The organism is Nocardioides sp. Soil796 (genome assembly GCF_001429525.1).
In the GTDB taxonomy this organism is placed as follows: Bacteria; Actinomycetota; Actinomycetes; order Propionibacteriales; family Nocardioidaceae; genus Nocardioides.
This window is the reverse complement of record NZ_LMSQ01000001.1, coordinates 77,015-96,663: the sequence shown is the minus strand read 5'-3', so window position 1 is coordinate 96,663 and position 19,649 is coordinate 77,015. Positions and strand designations below refer to the sequence as shown.

Below are 19,649 nucleotides of genomic sequence, written 5' to 3'. Positions count from 1 at the left end.
AAGCCGACGATGACCACCTACGCCGACTACCAGCGCGACCGCATCGGTTGGTTCTTCGGCCTCTCCGGAGGCCAGCTGATGTTCCTGGCGCTGGCCAGCCTGCCGGCGTTCTGGGCAATCAGCCGCGGAGCGTGGTTCTCCGCGTTTCTGTTCGCTCTGGTCTGGGTGTTCCTGCTGGCCATCACCGTGATCCCGGTGCGCGGCCGCTCGGCCACCGGCTGGGTGTTCGCCTCGACGATGTACGCCGTCGGCGGCCTGTTCGGCTGGACCTCGTTCCGCGCCAAGGCCGCCCAGGGCCGCGGCGACGACCTCGACACCCCGGACCTGCCCGGGGTCCTCCAGGGCGTCCGGATCCACGACGGCCCGCCGCACGGCTCGCAGCTGCAGCGCGTAGCGATCATCGAGGACCACGCCATGAAAACCTGGGCGGTCACGGCCTCGATCGTGCACCCGGGCATCGGCATGAAGGACACCGAAGAGCGCGCCCGCTACGGCGAGGCGCTGGCCGGGCTGCTCGACGTCGCCGGTCGCACAGAGAAGGTCGACGAGATCCTCTTCATGGTGCGCACCGTCCCCGAGGACGGCGCCGAGCGCGACCTGTGGGTCAACCGCCACCGCCGCCCCAACGCCCCGGGGCTGTCGGAGGTCGTCAACAGCGACCTGGCCCACGGCCTCACCCAGGCATCGGTGCGCACCGAGCAATTCGTGACGGTCGTGATCCCGGAGACCCGGATCGCGAGGTCGGCCAAAGAGTCCGGGGGCGGCTTCGAGGGCCGCTGCCGCGAGCTCTACCTGCTCATGGCCGAGATCGAGGCCCAGCTGCGCGGCCCGATGGGGATGACGACGGTGCGCTGGCTCACCAGCCCCGAGCTTGCGCTGGCCTGCCGGACCGGATTCGCCCCCGGCGACCGCGCCGGCATCGTCGAGGCCCTCTCGCTGCGGGAGAAGGACCCGAGCGTCAACGCCGACGTCCCGTGGGCGATGGCCGGCCCCTCGGGTGCCGACGCCACGGTGCGGCACTACAGCCACGACGCCTGGAACTCGGTCAGCGCCACCATCAAGCTGCCGACCCGCGACGTCGCGATGGGTGCCCTGGCACCGATCCTCACCCCCAGCGAGTTCGGTGAGCGGCGATCGTTCGTCGTCGCGTACCCGATCGTTTCTCAGACCAAGGCCGACCGGCAGTCCGGCAACGCCGAGTGGGCCGCCGACCTGGCCGAGGGGATGAACGAGAAGCTCGGCCGAAAGACCCGCGCCAAGCAGCGCGACGAAGCCCACAAGGCCCGCGGCCTGGACGCCAAGCTGGCCCGCGGCAACTCGCTGACCCGGCCCTACGGCGTGTGCACGGTCACCGTCCCCAAGTCGATGCGGATCACCGAGTTCGGGCGCCGCCTGGACGCCTCGGTCCGACGCGCCGGGTTCGCACCGCTGCGCCTCGACCTCGCCCAGGACGTCGGGTTCGCCGCGTCCACCATCCCCCTCGGCACGAGCCTGACCCGGAGCGGAGACGCCTGATGACCACCACCCGCCGGAACCGCCGTGGCGGCCGCGACATGGCTGCCCTGCTCTCCGACTTCGGGCACGACCTGCCCACGATCCCCACGCTCGCCCCGGAGGCCAAGGAGCCCCGGCTCTTCCGCTACGCGCCGCGCCGCGGTGCCACCCGCCGCGGCCGAGGCTGGGCTGCTGCCACCGCCCCGGCGATGGCCTGGCGGATGACCAGCGACCAGGCCCCGGTGTTCTGGCCCTTCGTCTCGGCTCCCGCCCTGCCCCCGACGGGCGCCCAGATGGGCGTCGACCAGCTCTCCGGCGGCAGCTTCTACTGCGACCCGTTCGGTTGGGTGCTGCGCGACGACGTGCCCGCGACCAACCCCAACATCTTCCAGTTCGCCAAGCCGGGAAGTGGCAAGTCCGGCACCACCAAGGCGTTCTGCACCCGGATGACGCCGTTCGGCTACCGCACCCTGGTCACTGGCGACGTCAAGGACGAGTACGAGTCGCTGTGCCGCGCGCTCGGTGTCGAACCCTTCGTCATCGCCCCCGGCTTCTGGGCCCGGGTCAACCCGCTGTCCATGGGGCCGCTCGGCGACGGGTGGGAGAAGCTCTCGGCCGAGGAGGCGCAGCGCCGCGCCACGATCATCTTCAAGCGGTGGCTCGTCCTGGTCCGAGGCCTGGTCGGCAGCATGAAGATCGACGACGAGCGCCGGGTGCCGTTCGGCCCCGACGAGAGCGACGTCGTGCGCAACGCGCTGGCGATCCTCACCGGCTACGCCGCCGGCAACAGCGTCCTGCAGGAGACGACCATCCCGCGGCTGTGGGACCTGCTCCGTAACCCCACCGAGGAGCTCGTCCGGGCCTGCGAATACGCGAACACCCGTCAGTTCCTCGACGAGACCCGGCTGCTGCGCAACGCGCTTGGCGAGCTGGTCACCGGCACCCTCGCCGGCCTCTTCGACGACTTCACCAACATCGAGGTCGACTGGCGGGCCCCGATCCAGTCGTTCAGCCTCTCCCGGCTCGACGGCCTGGGCGATGAGGCCGTGGGCATCGCGCTGCTGTGCATGAACTCCTGGGGGCGTGGTCTGCGGGAGATCGCCGAGCCAGGCGACCTGCGCATCGTGGTGCGCGACGAGGTCTGGAAGCAGATGCGCCTCGGAACCGCCGCAGTGGCGAGCTTCGACGCCGACCTGCGGCTCTCACGCGGCATGGCCGGCAAGGGCGGCGATATCCAGTTCTGCAACCTCCACAAGCCCTCCGACCTGCTCTCGGTCGGCGACGCCGACTCCCAGGCCGCGATGATCGCCAAGGACCTCCTCGAGCTGGCCGACATCAAGATCCTCGGTGCCCAGAAGCCCCGGGTCGCCCGCGAGCTCGACTCCATGCTCGGGCTCGGCCCGATCGCCCAGGACCTCGTCTCCGGGTGGGCCATGCAGGACAAGGGCCGCGCCCTGTGGTGCATCGGCGACGCCACCTACAAGGTCCAGACGGTGCTCCACCCGCTGGAGAAGAAGCTCTACTACACCAACGAGGCCATCGAGTCCGCCGCCTGAGCGCGCGCGACCTCGGGACTGACCTGTGATGAAGAAGCTGCTGCTCGCGGGACTGCCCGTCCTGATCATCTTCATGGGGCTGCCGTTCCTGGTGACGCTGATGGTGGTGATGACGACCACCGCGGCCGCCGAGTGCCGCACCCAGAGCAGCCAAGGCACCGTGCCTACCGAGCTCGGTGACCTCGGAGCCATCGACGGCCCGGTGGGCGGCCCGGTCAACGGCAAGATCACCATGGCGCAGGCCAACATCCCGCGCCGCTCCGGCCTCGACGGGTTCCGGGCCTCCATGCCCAAGGTCCTGTCCAAGAACCCCGAGTTCGTCACCCTCAACGAGGCCAGCGGCTGGAGCCTGGAGCAGATCGAAGCCGCCACGCCGGGCTACTCAGCCTTCCGGGTGGCAGCCCCGGCCGGCACCGGCACCGGCGCCGAGCAGGCCATGGGCAACGTCGTGCTCTGGAAGAGCTCGACCTGGACGAAGGTCAACGGCGGCCGGGTCCAGCTCGTCGACGACGACAAGACCTTCTACGACGGGCGTCCGGTCACGTGGGACCGCTTCGCGACATGGGTGATGCTGCGCCGCGCCGACGGCTCCGTGGTCTCGGTGGTCTCCACCCACCACATGACCAACCCGCACCGTTGGCCGAAGCAGCACGGCAACCCGCCGCTGACCCGGCCCCAGCAGTACGGCGCCGGAATGGTCATCCTGCTGCAGCTGCGCAACTCGCTGGCCGCCCACGGTCCGGTGCTGATCGGCGGCGACATGAACACCCAGGCCTCCTACACCAACATCCCCTGGACGGCGGCCGCGAAGATGAAGGCCGCCGGCTACGGATGGCACAACCACGGCGTCGACTTCATCTTCTTCCCGCACCACCAGGGCGCCCGCCTCGAGCAGGGCTGGGACGGCACGATGGTGTCGGACCACCACTGGCTCTCGGCTCGCATCGCGATGAACGGCGCCGGCCCGGAGAGCGCGCCCGAGACCACCACCACGACCGACGGGATCGTGCCCGCGGCGACCACCGCCCGGACGTCCGCCGAGCCGCCGGCCCGCGACGTGCTCGCCCAGCTGATGCGGCTGCGGTTCGCGTCCAACTACCCGACCATGACCGCCGAGCAGGCCCGCAACGCGATCACCATCGCCCAGGTCGCCCGAGACCTCGAGATTCCCCGCTACGGGCTGCAGATCGCGATCGCCGCCGCGATCCAGGAGTCCAAGCTGGTCAACCTCACCGGAGGTGACCGCGACTCCGGCGGCCTGTTCCAGCAGCGCCCCTCGGCTGGCTGGGGAAGCCGGGCCGAGATCACCAACCCCCTCCTCGCGGCCCGCGCGTTCTTCGGCCAGGCCCAGCACACCGGCAACCCCGGCCTCCTCGACATCCCCGGCTGGCAGAACATGCCGCTCACCCAGGCCGCGCAGGCCGTCCAGCGCTCGGGCTACCCAGACGCCTACGCCCAGTGGGAGGACGTCGCCGGCGACATCACCGATCTGCTCGGCGGCGACCTGCCGGACCTGCCCGGCTCTGACTCCGAGGGCTCCACCACGAACGTCGCCAACTGCCAGGGCGAGACCGTCAACCCCATCACCGTCGGCACCCTCAACCTGCTCGGCGCCGGCCACACCGACAAGCCGGGGGAGCGGCCCGGGTACGACACCTGGGACAAGCGACTGCCCGGCGCCATGCGCACGATCGAGAACGCCGGCATCTCGATCGCCGGCCTCCAGGAGGTGCATGGCCCGCAGGCCCAAGCGCTGGAGAACCAGTACGCGGCCAAGTGGGGGATCTACCCGGCCAGCGGGAAGGCACAGAACCGGGTGATCTGGGACCACAACGAGTGGGAGCAGACCGACGGGCGCCTCGTCGACATCCCGTACTTCGGCGGCAAGGACGTCGGCATGCCCCTGGTACAGCTGACCTCGACGACCACCGGGCAGCTGATCTGGGTCTGGAGCATCCACAACCCGGCCAACACCCACGGGAACGCCGCCGGGCACCGCCAGGAGGCGCTGCGCCTCCAGCTGGCCACGATGACCGAGCTCGCAGGCACCGGCACCCCTTCGGTGATCCTCGGCGACTTCAACGACGGCAAGGACGGCAGCAACTCCTCGCACTGCGCACTGACCCCTGAGCTGAGCAACGCCTTCGGCGGCTCTGCCGACCCCTGCAAGAAGCCCAAGCAGGACGCGCCGATCGACCACGTCTACGGCGCCAACCTCACCTGGGCCAGCGCCGCGGTCGACACCATCACCCAGGCCAGCAAGATCGCCGACCACCCGCTGGTGACCGCCACCACCGCCGGCAGCAGCGCCGGGTGCGCAGTCGACTCCGGCACCGCGGAGGCCAAGTACAACCTCGGCCCGGTCAAGCCGCAGCTGACCCAGCTGGTCAACATCCTCGGCCCCATGTTCGACATCAAGACCGTCGGCGGCTACCGCGAGAGCGCCACCGACCCCAACGGCCACCCGGCCGGGCTCGCGGCCGACTTCATGGTGCCACTCAACGCGGCGGGCCGCGCGCAGGGCGACCGTCTCGCCGCCTACGCCAAGGCCAATGCCCAGAAGCTCGGCATCGACTACATCATCTGGTACCAGCGGATCTGGTCGGTCGCCCGCGCAGGCGAGGGCTGGCGGCCGATGGAGGACCGGGGGAGCGCTACCGAGAACCACCTCGACCATGTCCACATCAACGTCAAGCCCGGCGCCTCCGTCCAGCCGGTCGGCCTCGAGGGCGCCTCCTGCGACGAGGTCGTCTATCCGGTGCCCGCGCAGTATGTCGGAACCGACAACCACAACTGGCACGAGACCGGCCCTTACTGGTCCAGGTGGCACACCGGCACCGACTTCTCCGCACCCTGCGGAACCACCGTCTACGCCGCCCACGCCGGCACCATCGAGATCGACACCACCCAGCGTTCCTGGGCTGGGCCGCAGCTGGTCAAGGTCACCACCGGCGCCGGGTCCCTGACCACGTGGTACGCCCACATGGCGACCGTCAGCGTCAGCCGCGGCCAGACCGTCGCAGCCGGCGAGCCGATCGGCCAGGTCGGCAAGGAGGGCAACGTCTCCGGCTGCCACCTCCACTTCGAGGTCCACCTCAAGAACGGCTCCATCTACGACCCCGACAACGTCGACCCCTCGACCTGGCTCGCAGAGAACGCATCACGCCCGAGTCACGCCGTGTGATCGCACCGGAGCCCTGACAGCACATAGGTGACCAGCGAGGCCCAACGACCCACGACCGCCTGGAGGTGGCCAGACCGATGCAGCGTGAGCGACGACGAGACCCCTACCCGTGGACCTGGGAGATCCCCGTAGCGGTGGCCTTGGCGACCCTGTTCATCATCGTCATTGGCATCCAGCTCGGACGATCAGTCGCCAACCTGGTCGCCGGCGCCGGATGGACATGGCCCGACGCCAACGCCGGCGCGTTCCCCTCACCCATCGGCACCGCCTTCTGGACCAGCCTTCCCGGCGTCCTCGGCGGACACGCCGACGCCGGGCTGCCCAGCCCCACCCCCGACGGTCTGGCCGGTAGCGGCCTGGTCTGGGTCAGCCTCGCCCTGACTGAGGTCGCGCTGCTCACCGCGACCATGTGGCTCGGCGCGTGGGCCTACCAGCGCTGGGGCCCGGGCCGCATGCGCGGCATGGCGACCGCAGCCGAGGCCGAGAAGCTGCTCGGCGTCACCCGGCTCCGCAAGGTCGCCGGCATCGTCCGCCCGGACCTCTACGGCAAGCACGCCGCCGCGACAGCAGCGCCGGTCCAGCGCACCGCCGGCGACCTCACCGAACAACCCGGCCCGCAGCTGGGCCACGGCCTCAGCCCGTGGCTCCTGCATGGCCGGCGAACGAAGGAAGACCGATGAGCAACGAGACCCCACTGCAGGACAACCCGACACTTCGCACCCGCGGCCGCCGCCTGGGCGGCATCAGCTGTCGCCGCCGCGGACACCGGCCGGTCCTCGTCGGGCGCCACTACTACGTGGCTGCCGGCCAGGTGGAACTCCTCTGCGAGGCGCGCGACCTGCTGTCCGACACCTCTTTCCCGCTCCTCGGCCGCCGAAAAGAAGAACGCCACGGCCGTGCGGTGATCTGCCGTCGCTGCCTCGCCCCGTGCGGGGACACCGTTCCCGAGGTGGCGCGATGAAGCTGAGGTTCGACCCCTGGGACGTGGGCTGGCGCATCGGTGATGCCCACGAGCCGCGAGGCGGCGAGCTGTGGGTGCCGTGGGACCGCACCGCCGGCGTAATCGGCCCGCAGGGATCCGGCAAGACCCTTGACCTGCTCACCCCTGCGCTGCTCGGCGCTCCGGGTGCCGCCCTGGTGACACTGACAAAGGTCGAGGACCTGCTGCTCAGCCTCACCGAGCGTTCCCGCGACGACCGGCCCTGCGTGGTGCTCGACCCCTTCGGCCTGGCCGAGGGCGTCGTCGACGAGCTGATCTGGGACCCGATCGCCGGCTGCGTGGACCCCAAGGTCGCCGAGCGGCGCGCCAAGGCTTTCACCGCCGGCACCGTCAAGGGCGCGATCACCGGCGGCACCGGCGACGATGCTGCGCGGTTCTACGCCGCCGAGTCCGCGAAGGTGCTGCAGGGCTACTTCCACGCCGCGGCGCTGACCGGTAGGACGCTCGAGGACGTGCTGCAGTGGGTCGCCAACCCCACCGCAGCCACCCAGCCGATGGAGATCCTGCGGCGGCACCCGCACGCCGAGCCGTTCTGGCACGGCCTCCTGCACGGTGCGCTGAACGGTGACGACCGCACCGCCGGCAACACCGTCACCACAGTGCAGCAGGCGGTCTCGCTGTTCTTCCAGGCCGACATCCGCCGCCGCTGCATTCCCAGCCCCGGACGTCCCGCCACCGACCTCGCCGACGTGATCCGTCGACGCGGCACCATCTACCTGCTCGGCCGCGAAGACCCCTACGCCTCGGCCAGCCCCCTGATGACCGCCGTGGCCGAGCACGTCTTGGACACCGGCCTGCTGCTGGCCAACAGCTCACCGTGGGGCGGCCGGCTGTGCCCGCCCCTGGTCTCGGTGCTCGACGAGCTGCCGTCGACCGCGCCGCTTCCGACCCTGCGCACCCGAATGGCCAACGAGCGCGCCCTGGGGCTGTCGTTCATCTGGGCCGCCCAGACTCGGCCCCAGCTGACCAGCATCTTCGGTGAGCACGAGGCCCGAGCACTGCTCGGCCTCACCAACGCCCTGGTGATGTTCGGCGGCTCCAAGGACGTCGCCTTCAACCAGGAGATCTCCGACCTCCTCGGAACGGTCCGCATCGGGCGGGTCACCCACTCCACCGGCGGAGCCAGTGGCGGTGGGCGCAGCTTCTCCGGCGACGACATCCCGATCATGCGGCCCGAGGAAGTCCGGCAACTGCCCGAACGCCAAGCTCTGGTCGTCGCCGAGAACGGCAAGCCGATCATCGCCAAGCTGCACCGCTGCGTCGAAGGCAAGGCCGGGGAACGCCTGCTGGCCGACCAGCGGGCGCTGCGCGAGCGCCTCACCAACGACCGGCGCATGGTCATCACCCCCGAGGCCCGAGCCACCGCCGCGCTCGTCGAGGCACGCCGTCTCGGCTTCGTCGACGACGAGACCGACCACGCAAGGAGTGAACTGTGACCACAGAGCAGCAGACCCGCCGGGCGGCACCCACGCTGATGGTCTTCCCGTTCCCCGTCCCCGGGGACCACGTCCGCCTCGCCTACCGCGAGCTCCACATCGCCATCAACGGGACCGAGGAGGAGAAGAAGGCCCTGGGTAACCACGCGCTGCTGTCGCGGCCCTGGGAGCCGTCGACCTGCCTGGACCCCGAGCTGCGTCACGACCTGTGGGAGTGGCTCGAGGACGTCGTGATCTGGCTCAACCGCGAGTACACCTGGGACGTCTCCGGGCTCATCCCCAGCTGCTGGCCTCTGCACCCGCACCTGGTCCACGAGATCGCCGTCCTTGCCGACCAGCGCCGGCGGGCCGGCCTGGCGATGACCAGCGACGCGCTCGAGGAGTGGCACCGCTACTGCCTGGCGGCGTTCACCGACCGGATGCGCAACAGGCTGCGCACCCACTGCGACGACGAGCACAAGAGCTGGCCGGCCAAGCCGCGCCACAGCGAGCACCTGGCCGACGCCAGCCGCCAGCGCCGCGAGAACACGTTCGCCCACGACATCGACGCTCTGCCCGTCAACCGGCGGGCACACGAACAATCGCCGGCCGGTCCACCGCGGCTCGGCCTCGTCGACCTCGACACCGGCGAAATCCACGACGACGAGCTGGGCGGCGCTCTGCCGCGCACCCGCACCGAGAAGGGACCCCGCGAATGATGCAGATGAACGAACGCTCCGAGGCCATCCGCCGAGCCCAGCGCGCCCTCAAGGCTCTCGGCGAGCACCCGCGCTCAAGCAAGAAGGAGCTCGGCCACGCGCGCGAACACGTCAACGCCTGCTACTCCCACGGCTCGGGTGAGTACGTGTGGAACGCCGTTGCACAGGTCGAGGCGATGGCCAATCGCCGATACGGCGTACCGAGCACAGAGGAGCAGCGTCAAATGGTCGAGGCGACCGAGGACCTCGAGGAGCCTGCGACAGCCGCCCGCGGCCGAGCGGCCGAGGACCGCGCAATCCCATCGACGTCGGCGACCCCAGACGTGGAGCTCGCGCCCACTGCATCGCGATGAAGTGGGCACGACGGGCTCAAGACGGCGTTAGAACGCCGCTGAGAGAACGGCAACCCCTGCCAGCGGGTAGTCACACACCGCTTCGTTGTGGGAGAGCCATTCTGAGCGTTCTCGCCCCTTCGACCTCCCAGGCGTAGGACTGATGCCGGATCAGCTGACCTCAGCGCTCCTCATCGTGGTGACTATCGCCTACCTCGGCGGAGCCGTTCTGTTGATCGTGGCGCTTGCGAAGGTCCTGCTCGCCTGGTCGGTCAGCTGGCGCACCAGCGCGCAAACAAGCCCGGTCGACGTCCTGCTGCAGCAGCGGGCCGCCGCGGCGATGGCCGCCGTCGCCGCAGTCGCGAACGTCCCGCCTCCGGCAACCGACGTCGTTGCGATCCTGGGCGCCCCGGTCGCCGGGGAAGCCGATGGGACCGTGGGCGATGGTGGTCTCGCGGTGACCCGCTTCCGGGCTGGTCGTCCCCCCACCGTGGTGTTCGCGCGGGCCGCGCTCACCGGCCTCAGCGCCCGCGCAGTGCAGAGCCTGGCCGCCCACGAGCTCGGCCACGTCATCCGCCGCGAGCGCAGTTCGGCCGCGGCGCGGTACTCGTGGCTGGTCGGTTACCTACTCCTCGTGTTGGCAGGCGCTGGTCTCACTGCAGCTGCTCTTGCGGCCTCGCCCCAGCTGGCCGGCCCCTCATTGCTGGCCACGATGAGTGCGGCCGTGGCGTTTCTCGGTCTCCGCTTCACCTTCGACCGGCGCGAAGAGGCCACCGCCGATCTCTTCGCCATCGACCTGACTCGCGACCTGGACGCGGCCGCCGAGCTGATGCGGTTCTACGAGAAAAGCCTGGCGCGGCCGACGCCCGACGGCGGCCCCGCGTGGTCGCGGCTGGAGCGGCGGTGGTTCGCAACCCACCCCGAGCCGCAGGCGCGGCTCGCAGCCATGCGCAGTCGCCTTGGGTGACTTCTCGAACGCGGCGGCGAAACACCTCTGGTAGCAGCCGGGCCGACCTCGTTGGCCCGTTCAGCGGCTGGCAGCCGACGTAGTCCATCCGGTCGGCCGCGGCCTGGGTAGACCCTGGCTTCTTCGCTGCGTGAGGATGACGATCGTGACTCCAACCGATCTGGGACCAGTTTGGCGGCAGCACAATTGCTCACGTGAGCACAGGACCTTTCTGACGATGGCGAAGTGCATCTGGAACGACGCTCCGTGGGTCTCCGGCGAAGGAGCTATCGCGTTGGTGGCGTGCAGACCTTCTGGGCCTGTCAGGTACCGGCACGGAGCCGTGTCCCTGCACCAGACGGCTGATAGTGCGTTGGAGGCCAAGACGTTGATCGACGAGACCGGCTGCGGAGGCCGCTGTCACCGCGACCACAGGATCGTGCAGCTGGTCTTACCGTGACGCCAGCCTGCGGGCTTCCGGAGCGGGTCACCGGCGAGGGGTACCGCGGCGGGGCGGCCGCGGACGGTTCACGTCCTGCCGATCTCGTGCCACGCCCGGCGACTGGGTCGGCGCCGGGGTGCTTTCGCCGGTGTCGATCGGGATCTCGAGGCGGGACACGATCCGGTAGCGCAGGTCACGCGCAGGGCTGTCGCCCAGGGGCTTCTCAGCGACCAGGCCGCGCGTGGCGGCGCCGACGTCTTGACCCTGCTCGTGGGCCTGCTGCAGCATCGCGGCGGTGGCCGGCCAGTCGCCCTGCTCGAGCAGCCGCGGGTCGAGCTCGCGAGCCAAGGTGGCCCACCGCTCGGCGGGGGTCTTCTCGGCCGCGGCCGAGAGCCGTGTGCGAACCTCGCTGCTCTTGTGGAGCTCGGCCAGTGCCGCCTTCCGCGGGTCGGCATCCCAGGTCTTGATCGCGTCGCGCAGGTCGCGTCGCGCCTGCAACTGGGAGAGCTGCAGCCGGGCCCGGACCTGGTTGACGCCCGGCTCCCAGGCGCGGCTGGGACGTGCCGAGATGACCCGCATGGCGGCCAGATGTGCCTGCTCCGGGGCGAGGTTGTCCAGCCGCTCGGTGAGCAATTGGTCACCGAGCGAGCGGAAGGCGGGCTGGCCGCTGGCCACCGCGGCAGTGAGCGCGGCGGGCCCGCGCTGGGCGAGTAGGTCGGCGGGGTCGAGGCCGTCGGGGAACCGCGCGAAGCCGGGGTCGAGGCCGTGCGGGGTGAGCATCCAGAAGTCGCGCTCGGCCGCGACCTGGCCAGCGAGGTCGGCGTCGGTGGCCACGATCGGGTCTCGGCCGACTGCAGCCAGCTGGGCGGCCTGCTCATCGGTCAGCGACGTGCCGAGGGGCGCCACGCCGAGGTAGAGGCCGGCGCTGGCCAGCGTGACCGCCACGGCGTCCATCGGGCCCTCGACGATCACTGGGACCGCACCCTCGGCCAGCAGTTCGTCGACGACACCGAATAGCTGGGCGCCCTTGTGGAACAGCGGGGTGGCGGCTGTGTTGAGGTACTTCGGGCCGCCCTTGTCGGCGTGGGTGAGGTCGGGCCGGCGGCGGCCGACGAAGCCGAGCACTTCGCCCTGGTGGATCACCGGGAACATCACCCGGTCGCGGAACCGGTCGATGAGGCGACCGGTGCTGGCCTCGGTGGCGACGCCAGTGGCCACCATCTCGGCGTCGCTGACACCGCGGCCGCGCAGGTGGTCGACCAGGTTGGTCCACCCGGCTGGCGCCTGACCGGGACGGAACCGCTCGTCGCCGGCGAGGTCGATGCCGAACCGTCCGGTGAGGTAGTCGCGGCCCCACGAGTCGGTGAACCGGGCCTCGAAGAAGGCCCGTGCCATGTCGTTGATCTCGAGCATGCGCTCACGCGAGACGGGGGAGGAGTGCCACTCGTCGGCCCGCTGGTACATGACCCGGAGGTCGGCGTCGGTGGGCTCCAGTCGGCTGCCGCCGAGGTCGCGGATGTAGGCGGCCAGCGTCAGGTCGGGCTCGACGAACTGGTCCTCGTCGACGTCGACCAGGTCGCCAGCGACGGCGTCGACCACGTGCTCGTCGGCCACGTGCTCGTCGGCCGCGTGCTCGTCGTACGGGCCGGGGTCCTCGGCGAGCGGCCAGTCGGCCCAGTCGGGGTCGGCGGCGTGGTCGACGAGCGTCTCCGGGTCCGGCTCGATCCCGTCCCACAGCTCTGCGGGTGGTTCGTCGGGAGCGGTCTCCAGCGCGATCGAGGTCCGCCAGACCAGCGCCTGGCACTCGTCGACGCCCTCCCAGCCGTCGCTCGGCATCGCCCGCCCGGCACCCAGCAGAGCCTCGACCTGCCAGCCGCGCTGCACGCCGTGGTCCACGTTCGCGACGAGCGCGGGCCACCAGGTGCTGGCCTGGATGCTCGCGGCGCGCTCGGGACCGAACAGATCCGCGAGCCGCGGAGTCCACTCGGTGGTGACGCTCTCACCGTGGGAACCGTCGCCGATCTGGGAGGCAACGGCCGGGGTGAGCTGACGGGCCATGCGCCACCACACGGCCGCCGCGGCGTGCTCATCGGGCAGCGGCCCGGCCGGGTGATCGGCCGCAGTGGCGGTGCGCAGCAGCTCGTGGGCGGTGACGGCCGCGCGGGACATCGCGGCCAGCCGCTCGGCGAGCAGCGGGGTGAACTCGTCGTCGCGGACCTGCGGGGCCAGCGAGTAGAGCAGCTGGCGCCATTCCTTGAGCGCCGGCGTGTGGTCGCCGGTGACGGCGCGGTTGAGCCGTCGCTGCCAGGTCGCGGAGGCCTTCTGCAGCTGCGGTGCACCGGTTGGTCGCCGGTCGTCGACCGGGACCCGCATGGCGGCCCGCCAGACCTCGACGTTGGCGACCGTGGCGGCCTCGGGCCGGAGGCCGTTCTGTGCCCACGCCGGCAGTGCTGCCTGGTCGGTCGCCCGCGTTCGGACCTGGTCGGCGAGCTGCTCGACCAGGTGAGCGCGCTGGGAGAGGTAGGCGCCCCAGTGCGGGTCCTCAGCCAGGCGGGCCGGGACCGCGGGCATCCACGGCAGCGGCCCTGCGCCGGCGTTGCGCAGGCCGGAGGCGTCCAGGCGCCAGTCGAGGACCGCGGCGCGGTCGTGCGCGGTCTCCAGCTCCCGGTCGCCGGCGGCCGCCCGGAGCGCGTCGACAGGGTTCTCGCCGGCCGCGCCGAGCAGCAGCAGATGGGCACGCAAGGTCGGCCAGGCGGCCTCCTCCGAGAGCCCAGGGACGAGCGTCTCGACCGCGTTGTCCAGGGCATCGACCACGTTGATCGGGGCGCCGTTGGCGTCCTGGCCAACGTGGTCATGGCGCAGGAGATCCTCTGCGGCGACGTAGAGGCTGTCGAGGTAGCGCTGGGACGCCTCGCCGAGCCGGGTGGCCGGATCGGCCTGCTCGCGCAGCAGGCTGGTTGCGGACCGCTGCGTGTCGTCGCGCGCCAGCACCGACTCGAGGATGTCAGTCGGCGTGAGCGGCCGGACCAGCGTCGGGTGGATCACCGAGTGCGGGTCGCCGTCGCCGACGACCTCGAGGTAGACGTGGTTCGCGTGCGCGCCGCGGGTCATCATCGTGTAGAGCTGCTGGCGCGACTCGCTGCCGGTGGCCAGGCCGTGCATCGTGTCGGCGGTGACGCCCTGGGCGGTGTGCACGGTGCACGCGTAGCCGAGCTCGGAGGATCGGGCGACGTAGTCAGCGGGCAGCCGCACGGTGCGGCCGTGCTGGGTGTGCTGGACGGTCAGGTCGCCGCCGTCGTGGATCTCCAGCACGTTCCAGCGGTCGCCGTTCTTCACCCAGTCGGTAGCCGAAGTACGCAGGCGACGGTCGTTCTCGCGGGTGATGATCAGTTCGCCGATCGAGGCCTCGTTGCCGTCGGCGAGCCGGCGGACCGGGCCGCTGGCGGACTCATGGTCGGGGTCGGCCGGGTCGATCCCCTCGAGCCGGTGGGCGCGGGCCTGCTGGTTCAGCTCGCTGACCAGGTCGCGGGTGGGGGCGAGCATGATCGAGTCCAGGCCGGCGGCACGGTCGGCCTGCCAGGCGGCGAAGACGTCCTCGGTCATGGTGGCCAGGTCGCCGACGTGGACGCGGTCGCGGTCGAGGTAGAAGCCGAGCGACTCGGGCTTGCCCTCGCGCAGCGCGAGCGAGGCGGCGCCCTCGGCGGGGTCCTTGAACCGGACGAGCTCGGTCAGCTGCAGTGCTCCGTGAGTGGCGCGGATGTCGCGCAGGACGCCGCCGGCGCCGATCGCGGAGAGCTGCTGGTCGTCGCCGATCAGGCGGACGCTGCCGCCGCGCTCGAGGATGTAGGACACCGCCGCGTCCAGCGAGAGGGTGTCCGCCATCCCGGCCTCGTCGATGACCACGAGGGTGGAGGCGTCGATGCCGGCGACCCAGGCGGGCATCGCGGCGCCGGACTCGCGGGCCTGCTCGAGCGAGTGGGTTAGTTTGGCCAGGGTGTCGGTCTGGGTGTCGATCTGCGAGCGGAGCGCGTCCGCGGCCGCCGCTGAGGGAGCCAGACCGATGATGGTGCCGCCACCATCAGCCCAGGCGCTGGCCAGGGCTCGCATCGCGGTGGTCTTGCCGGATCCGGCGGGCGCGATCGCCAGCTGCAGCCGGGCACCGGAGGTGGCCATCTCGCGGACCAGCGTGGCCTGTCCGGCGTTGAGGGTGATGCCGTTGGCGGTCGACTCGAGCAGCGCCAGGTCGACCGAGGACGGCTCGACGGCGTACCCGTCGTGGCGGCCGGCGACCTCGACCAGACGCTGCTCGGCGGCGAGTACCTTGCCCGAGGTGAACAGCACGGCGCCGCTCTGGGTGTAGACCGAGGCCCCGTCCGCGCGCCGCAGCTCGACCAGTTCGCTGATGGCGTCCCAGGGTCGGGCCATGCTCACCGAGCGGCCGTCGAGGACCTCGCTGACGAGCAGTTCGACGACCTGGGAGACCTGGTTGGTGGGCACGTTGGCGCCCCGGACCTGCCGCTGGGCCTCGGCGTAGACGTGCCAGAACTGCCAGGTGCTCCGAGCTCCCTCCATCGTCGCCACGATCCGGTCGGTCGTCTTGGCGAACCAGGCCGAGTCGGCCAGCGACCGCGCTGCGCCCTTCGGGTTCAGCGCCCCGTGGACCATCTGCTTGACCCGTTGAGGGGTGCCCAGCGCCTCGATGGCCTCACGGCTCCAGGTCTCGCGCTGCTCGGCCAGCGAGCGCGGCTCGTGCTTGGCCTCGCGGGTCTCCAGCGTCGCCTGCTGGGACAGCTGGATGGTCTCCACCGGCGTCGGCGGGCGGCCGTGGGTGGCATGGAACGCGGCCGCGAGGACCTTGCGGCGGTCCTCGACGCTGGCGCGGCGCTTAGAGAAGCGGCGGTTCAGCTCGGGGTCGACGCCGACGATCTCGCGCACCGGCCGCTTGCGGGCGTCCTCGTTCGGCCGCTCCTTAAACCGCACGCCGAGGGCGTCGACCAGGTGCCGCTCGAGCGCGGTGTTGTAGGTCTCCGAGGCCGAGACCACCGCCTTGTGCAGCGGCCGGCCATCGATGGCCAGCCACTTGCCGTCGAGCGTCTGGACCTTGTTCGCAACGGCGACGTGCGTATGCAAGTCAGGGTCTCCCGCGCGGGAGTCGCGGTGGGTGAACGCCGTGGCGACCAGGCCGCGGACGTCGACCTGGCGGACGCCGTTGGTGCCCCGGCGGGTGAACAGTGCCTTGGATTCGATGAAGCCCAGCGCGTCCTTGATCGCCGCCTGGTGGGCCCGCTCGATCACCGCGGCGGTCTTCGGGTCGGAGATCGCCCACAACACCGAGACGCTCTTGACCGGGGAGAAGGTCAGGTCGTAGCCGGCCACCGCGTTGGTCTTCGCTCGGGAGTGCCTGGCGATCGCGGCGGCCAGCTCGCGTGCGTCGGCGGGTTCGCGGCCGTGCTCAGCACGGAAGAACTCGGTGCCGACCTCGGTTCGGACCTTGGCCCGGTCGGCCGCGGGGACCGGCCAGTCACCCGGCAGGCCGGCGGCCTCGTTGAGGGCCGCGATGCGCTTGGCGACCTCGATCCGGAACGGGCTGATGTCGTTTTCGTAGACCTTGTACGGCGTGCCGAGCTGGCGGGCCGTCTTGTAGTCCGCGTCGGTCGGCCGGTCGACGCCGTCGCGGCCGATGCGCAGGTCCAGGTCCTTGGTCCGCTGGGTGGCCAGCGGGTGGTGACCGGAGCCGAACAGGCTCTGCATGTGGTCAGCGGTGACGACGTCGCCGGCGTCGAGCCCTTCGAGTCCCTCCATGCCGGAGCCGACCCACACGCCGGGAGTCTCGCCCCTCTCGGTGTAGTAGCTCGCGAGGCCGGTGTGGCCCTTATCCGTGGCGTCCATCGCTGCGACCTGGCGGGTCAGGTAGTCGTACCCCGACCCCGCCGTCAGCTTGTGGAGGCTCATCGTCACGGTCACCTACGTGCGCGCGGGCGCCCGCTGCGATCACTTCCGGTCGGATTGCTGATGTGTTCTTTCTATTCGGCAGACCGAGAATGCAAGAGGTGTGTGGCACTTGGAAGGTCGCGGAAATCTGGGGGGACGCTGAGGGGTGTCGGTGACGGCTGGGGCGTCGGGTCGGGCTGCGGGAGTTGAACGGGCTGGCTGGGGTCGAGGTTGGTGGGTTCGGAAGGCTTCTTGGCCGGAGGTGATCGCACGGGGACCGGGATTTGTCGTAGGTGACTGTCAGAGTCCATGTCGACACGGAGTGAGGACCGATGAGTCAGCAGACGATCAAGCAGCAGGCGCGGCGTACGGCGCGGGAGATGGCCGACAAGAGGCGGCGCGAGCGTGAGGAGCGCGAGCGCCGGGTGGTCGACCTGGCCGAACAGGTCATGGTGGCGATCGGCCAGCGGGACGCGGCGGTGGCCGAGACCGAGAAGCGCGCTGGGGATGCGCTGCGGGAGTTGACCGAGGTCGAGGGGCTGTCCCTGGGCGAGGCGGTCGAGTGGTGCGGCGAGACGATCACCGTGCGGGAGGCGACGCGGCTGCGGCGGCTGGCCGCACCGGCCGGCAGCGCGGAGACCGAGGGCGGCCCGGCCGCCGAGGGGGAGCCCGACGCGGCGGCCGAGAGCGGGGGAGCGGGTGCCGGCTCGGCGGCTCGATGACGCCGGCCTCGCGGCGGTCGCGGCGGCGCTCACAGACCCGGCGGTGCTCACGCGCTACCGGGCGAAGGTGGCCACGGTGCCGGGCAGTGAGTGCCTGTGGTGGACCGGGGCGGTCTCGGGTCGGTCCGAGCGGGAGCGCACCGACGGCGGTGGCCATGGCCGGTTCTGGTACGCGCCGGGTCGGGTGATCATCGCCCACCGGTTCGCGTACGCGGTGATGCACGGTGTGGACGCGCTCGCGGAGGCGCGGCTGCTCGGGCACCGCTGTCACAACCCGCTGTGCCAGCGGATCGCGCCGGAACACGTCGTGGTCTCGACGGCGCGCAAGAACCGGCAGGAGTGGGCCGTCCAACGGCGACTGCCGTACAGCCCGCTGGCCGACCCGCGCGGGCCGCGTCGGCGGGCTCGGGAACTGCGTGACCTGGCGCGTGAGGACCCGCAGCTCGTAGCCGACGACCTCACGCGGCTCCAGGAGCTGCTGGGCGAGCAACTGACCCTGTGGTGACCAGCCGGACGCAGAGGGCCGCCCCGCACCGATGGCACGGGCGGCCTTGCGGTTGTTGGTCAGCCGGGCTCGCCGTCTAGGAGCCGACCGAGCGTCTCCCACAGGTCGAGGTAGCCGTCCGCGTCCTCGGGCGACTGCTCGCCCCACTTGGCGTGAAGAGCGCGAATGCGGTCGAGCCGGTCGAGCCGGTCAGGCAGCGCGGTGCGGGCAGCGGCCATGAACTCCACGTCGGCGGCGTGGCCGGTGGTCTCGAGGCCGAGCCGGTGACGGTGGCCGGTGTAGTAGGCCGCGAGGATGTTGTCCGGGATCAGGGCGTCGGCGGCGGTGGCACGGATCTTGTCGCCGTCCGGAGTCCAGGGGCCGGGGGTCGCGCGCTCCTCCAGGGCGCGGAGGCTGGCGTCGTCGCTCATGCGGGCTGGTCCTCTCGTGCGGCGGCCAGGTCGAGCCGACCGGACGCGGCGGTGGCCACGGCGGTGATCCGGGCGGCCAGTGCGCGCAACTCGGCGGGCGTGCCCTGGATCGCGACCACTTCGTCACCGGCGAGGGTCAGGACGGGCTGGCGGTGCTCCCCGGCGCCGATCCAGTCGTCGCCGGGTGTGAACACCTGGACGCTGGTCTCGCGGGCGGCCAGCCACTCGATGTGCGCGCTCACGGGGTCACCTCGGCGGGCGCGGTGCCGATGAGGCGGCGGAACGCCTCGATGTCGGCCTCGAGGGAGAACAGGCGGCGGCGGTGCGTGTCGCTCTCTGCGGCGACCTCGGTCAGGACCTCGGCGAGGCCGTCGAGGAACGCCAAGACGGCATCGGCGGTGACGGTCTCGCGCAGCGCCGTCCACGGCTTCGGGACGCGGCTGCTGGCCGCGTACGGCATCCGCGTCATGGCGGCGAGGATGCGGCGCTGGTCGCGCTCGCTGATCACGGTGCCGGTCGGCTCCGGCTGGGTCTGCTTGGACATCACTGCTCCTGTTCGGTGGTGGTGCGGTGGGCGTACTCGGCGTGCAGGGCGTCCAGCGCCGTGGCGACGCTGGACAGGGCCGCGTCCAGGTGGGCGCTGGCGGTCTCGGGGGTCCAGCGGCGCACGTCGCGCAGCCGGTGCTCGATGACGATCAGGTCGCAGGCCGTCTCGCTGAGGGTGTGCCGGTCCTTGGCGGCGCTGGCCTCGACGTCGGCGGCAGGGGAAGTCGGGGTGTTGTCCCGCTTCGCGATGGTGACGAACTGGTTGAGCGGCAGGATGCGGGCGCCGAGGACCAGGGCGGTGATGTGGACCCTGCGTCCCGCGCGGCCGGGCTCATCCACGGAGACGGTGGTGATGGGGAACGCGACGCCGGTTGTGGGGTCGACCAGGGTGTCGGTGGGCCGGAGTTCCCATGCGCGGACTTGCTCGGTATCGAGGGCGGTGGTTTC

Annotated in this window: 16 protein-coding genes; 11 read left to right on the top strand and 5 right to left on the bottom strand. The window is 71.3% G+C overall.

The window, feature by feature from the left end; all coding sequences use genetic code 11:
• Positions 1-9 precede the first annotated feature (9 nt).
• The 9 genes from ASH02_RS00390 (at position 10) to ASH02_RS00350 (ending at position 10,667) form a co-directional block, all read left to right on the top strand.
• Positions 10-1,515, top strand: coding sequence for an SCO6880 family protein (locus ASH02_RS00390; protein ID WP_056680628.1), 1,506 nt, complete (start codon positions 10-12; stop codon positions 1,513-1,515).
• Positions 1,515-3,050 (top strand): ATP-binding protein, encoded by a 1,536-nt coding sequence (locus tag ASH02_RS00385; protein WP_056680631.1) that lies wholly within the window; start codon positions 1,515-1,517, stop codon positions 3,048-3,050. Before ASH02_RS00390 ends, ASH02_RS00385 begins: the two co-directional genes overlap by 1 nt.
• 28 nt (positions 3,051-3,078) lie before the next feature.
• The gene (locus tag ASH02_RS00380; protein ID WP_056680634.1) at positions 3,079-6,234 is read left to right on the top strand and encodes a peptidoglycan DD-metalloendopeptidase family protein; all 3,156 of its coding nucleotides are present in this window, start codon (positions 3,079-3,081) and stop codon (positions 6,232-6,234) included.
• Positions 6,235-6,311: 77 nt separating this feature from the next.
• Positions 6,312-6,914, top strand: coding sequence for a hypothetical protein (locus ASH02_RS00375; RefSeq protein WP_056680638.1), 603 nt, complete (start codon positions 6,312-6,314; stop codon positions 6,912-6,914).
• Positions 6,911-7,195, top strand: a complete 285-nt coding sequence (locus tag ASH02_RS26315) for a hypothetical protein (RefSeq protein WP_056680641.1) — start codon at positions 6,911-6,913, stop codon at positions 7,193-7,195. Before ASH02_RS00375 ends, ASH02_RS26315 begins: the two co-directional genes overlap by 4 nt.
• Positions 7,192-8,670, top strand: a complete 1,479-nt coding sequence (locus tag ASH02_RS00365) for a type IV secretory system conjugative DNA transfer family protein (RefSeq protein WP_056680644.1) — start codon at positions 7,192-7,194, stop codon at positions 8,668-8,670. Before ASH02_RS26315 ends, ASH02_RS00365 begins: the two co-directional genes overlap by 4 nt.
• Complete coding sequence (locus tag ASH02_RS00360) at positions 8,667-9,368, top strand: hypothetical protein (RefSeq protein WP_056680647.1); 702 nt, start codon at positions 8,667-8,669, stop codon at positions 9,366-9,368. The genes ASH02_RS00365 and ASH02_RS00360 overlap by 4 nt, the downstream gene beginning before the upstream one ends.
• A 5-nt stretch (positions 9,369-9,373) precedes the next feature.
• A complete protein-coding gene (locus ASH02_RS00355) occupies positions 9,374-9,721 on the top strand; it encodes a hypothetical protein (RefSeq protein WP_156393578.1) in 348 nt (115 codons plus the stop codon).
• 142 nt (positions 9,722-9,863) lie between these two features.
• Positions 9,864-10,667: a M48 family metalloprotease gene (locus tag ASH02_RS00350; protein ID WP_056680653.1), complete on the top strand. Its 804-nt coding sequence runs from the start codon at positions 9,864-9,866 to the stop codon at positions 10,665-10,667.
• A gap of 466 nt (positions 10,668-11,133) precedes the next feature.
• Here ASH02_RS00350 and mobF read toward each other — a convergent pair whose 3' ends face one another.
• Positions 11,134-17,040: a MobF family relaxase gene (mobF, locus tag ASH02_RS00340; protein ID WP_056680657.1), complete on the bottom strand. Its 5,907-nt coding sequence runs from the start codon at positions 17,038-17,040 to the stop codon at positions 11,134-11,136.
• A gap of 311 nt (positions 17,041-17,351) precedes the next feature.
• Between mobF and ASH02_RS00335 the strand changes: the two genes are divergently transcribed.
• Positions 17,352-17,741, top strand: coding sequence for a hypothetical protein (locus ASH02_RS00335; protein ID WP_056680660.1), 390 nt, complete (start codon positions 17,352-17,354; stop codon positions 17,739-17,741).
• Complete coding sequence (locus tag ASH02_RS00330; protein WP_056680664.1) at positions 17,719-18,246, top strand: hypothetical protein; 528 nt, start codon at positions 17,719-17,721, stop codon at positions 18,244-18,246. Before ASH02_RS00335 ends, ASH02_RS00330 begins: the two co-directional genes overlap by 23 nt.
• Positions 18,247-18,305: 59 nt before the next feature.
• On the opposite strand, the gene ASH02_RS00325 is transcribed toward ASH02_RS00330, so the two are convergent.
• From ASH02_RS00325 to ASH02_RS00310, 4 genes are all read right to left on the bottom strand, one after another.
• A complete protein-coding gene (locus tag ASH02_RS00325; protein WP_056680667.1) occupies positions 18,306-18,656 on the bottom strand; it encodes a hypothetical protein in 351 nt (116 codons plus the stop codon).
• The gene (locus tag ASH02_RS00320; RefSeq protein ID WP_056680670.1) at positions 18,653-18,898 is read right to left on the bottom strand and encodes a hypothetical protein; all 246 of its coding nucleotides are present in this window, start codon (positions 18,896-18,898) and stop codon (positions 18,653-18,655) included. Before ASH02_RS00320 ends, ASH02_RS00325 begins: the two co-directional genes overlap by 4 nt.
• The gene (locus ASH02_RS00315) at positions 18,895-19,200 is read right to left on the bottom strand and encodes a hypothetical protein (protein WP_056680673.1); all 306 of its coding nucleotides are present in this window, start codon (positions 19,198-19,200) and stop codon (positions 18,895-18,897) included. Before ASH02_RS00315 ends, ASH02_RS00320 begins: the two co-directional genes overlap by 4 nt.
• Positions 19,200-19,649, bottom strand: a 450-nt coding sequence (locus ASH02_RS00310; RefSeq protein ID WP_057294098.1) for a hypothetical protein, incomplete at its 5' end; no start/stop codon positions are given. The genes ASH02_RS00310 and ASH02_RS00315, both read right to left, overlap by 1 nt.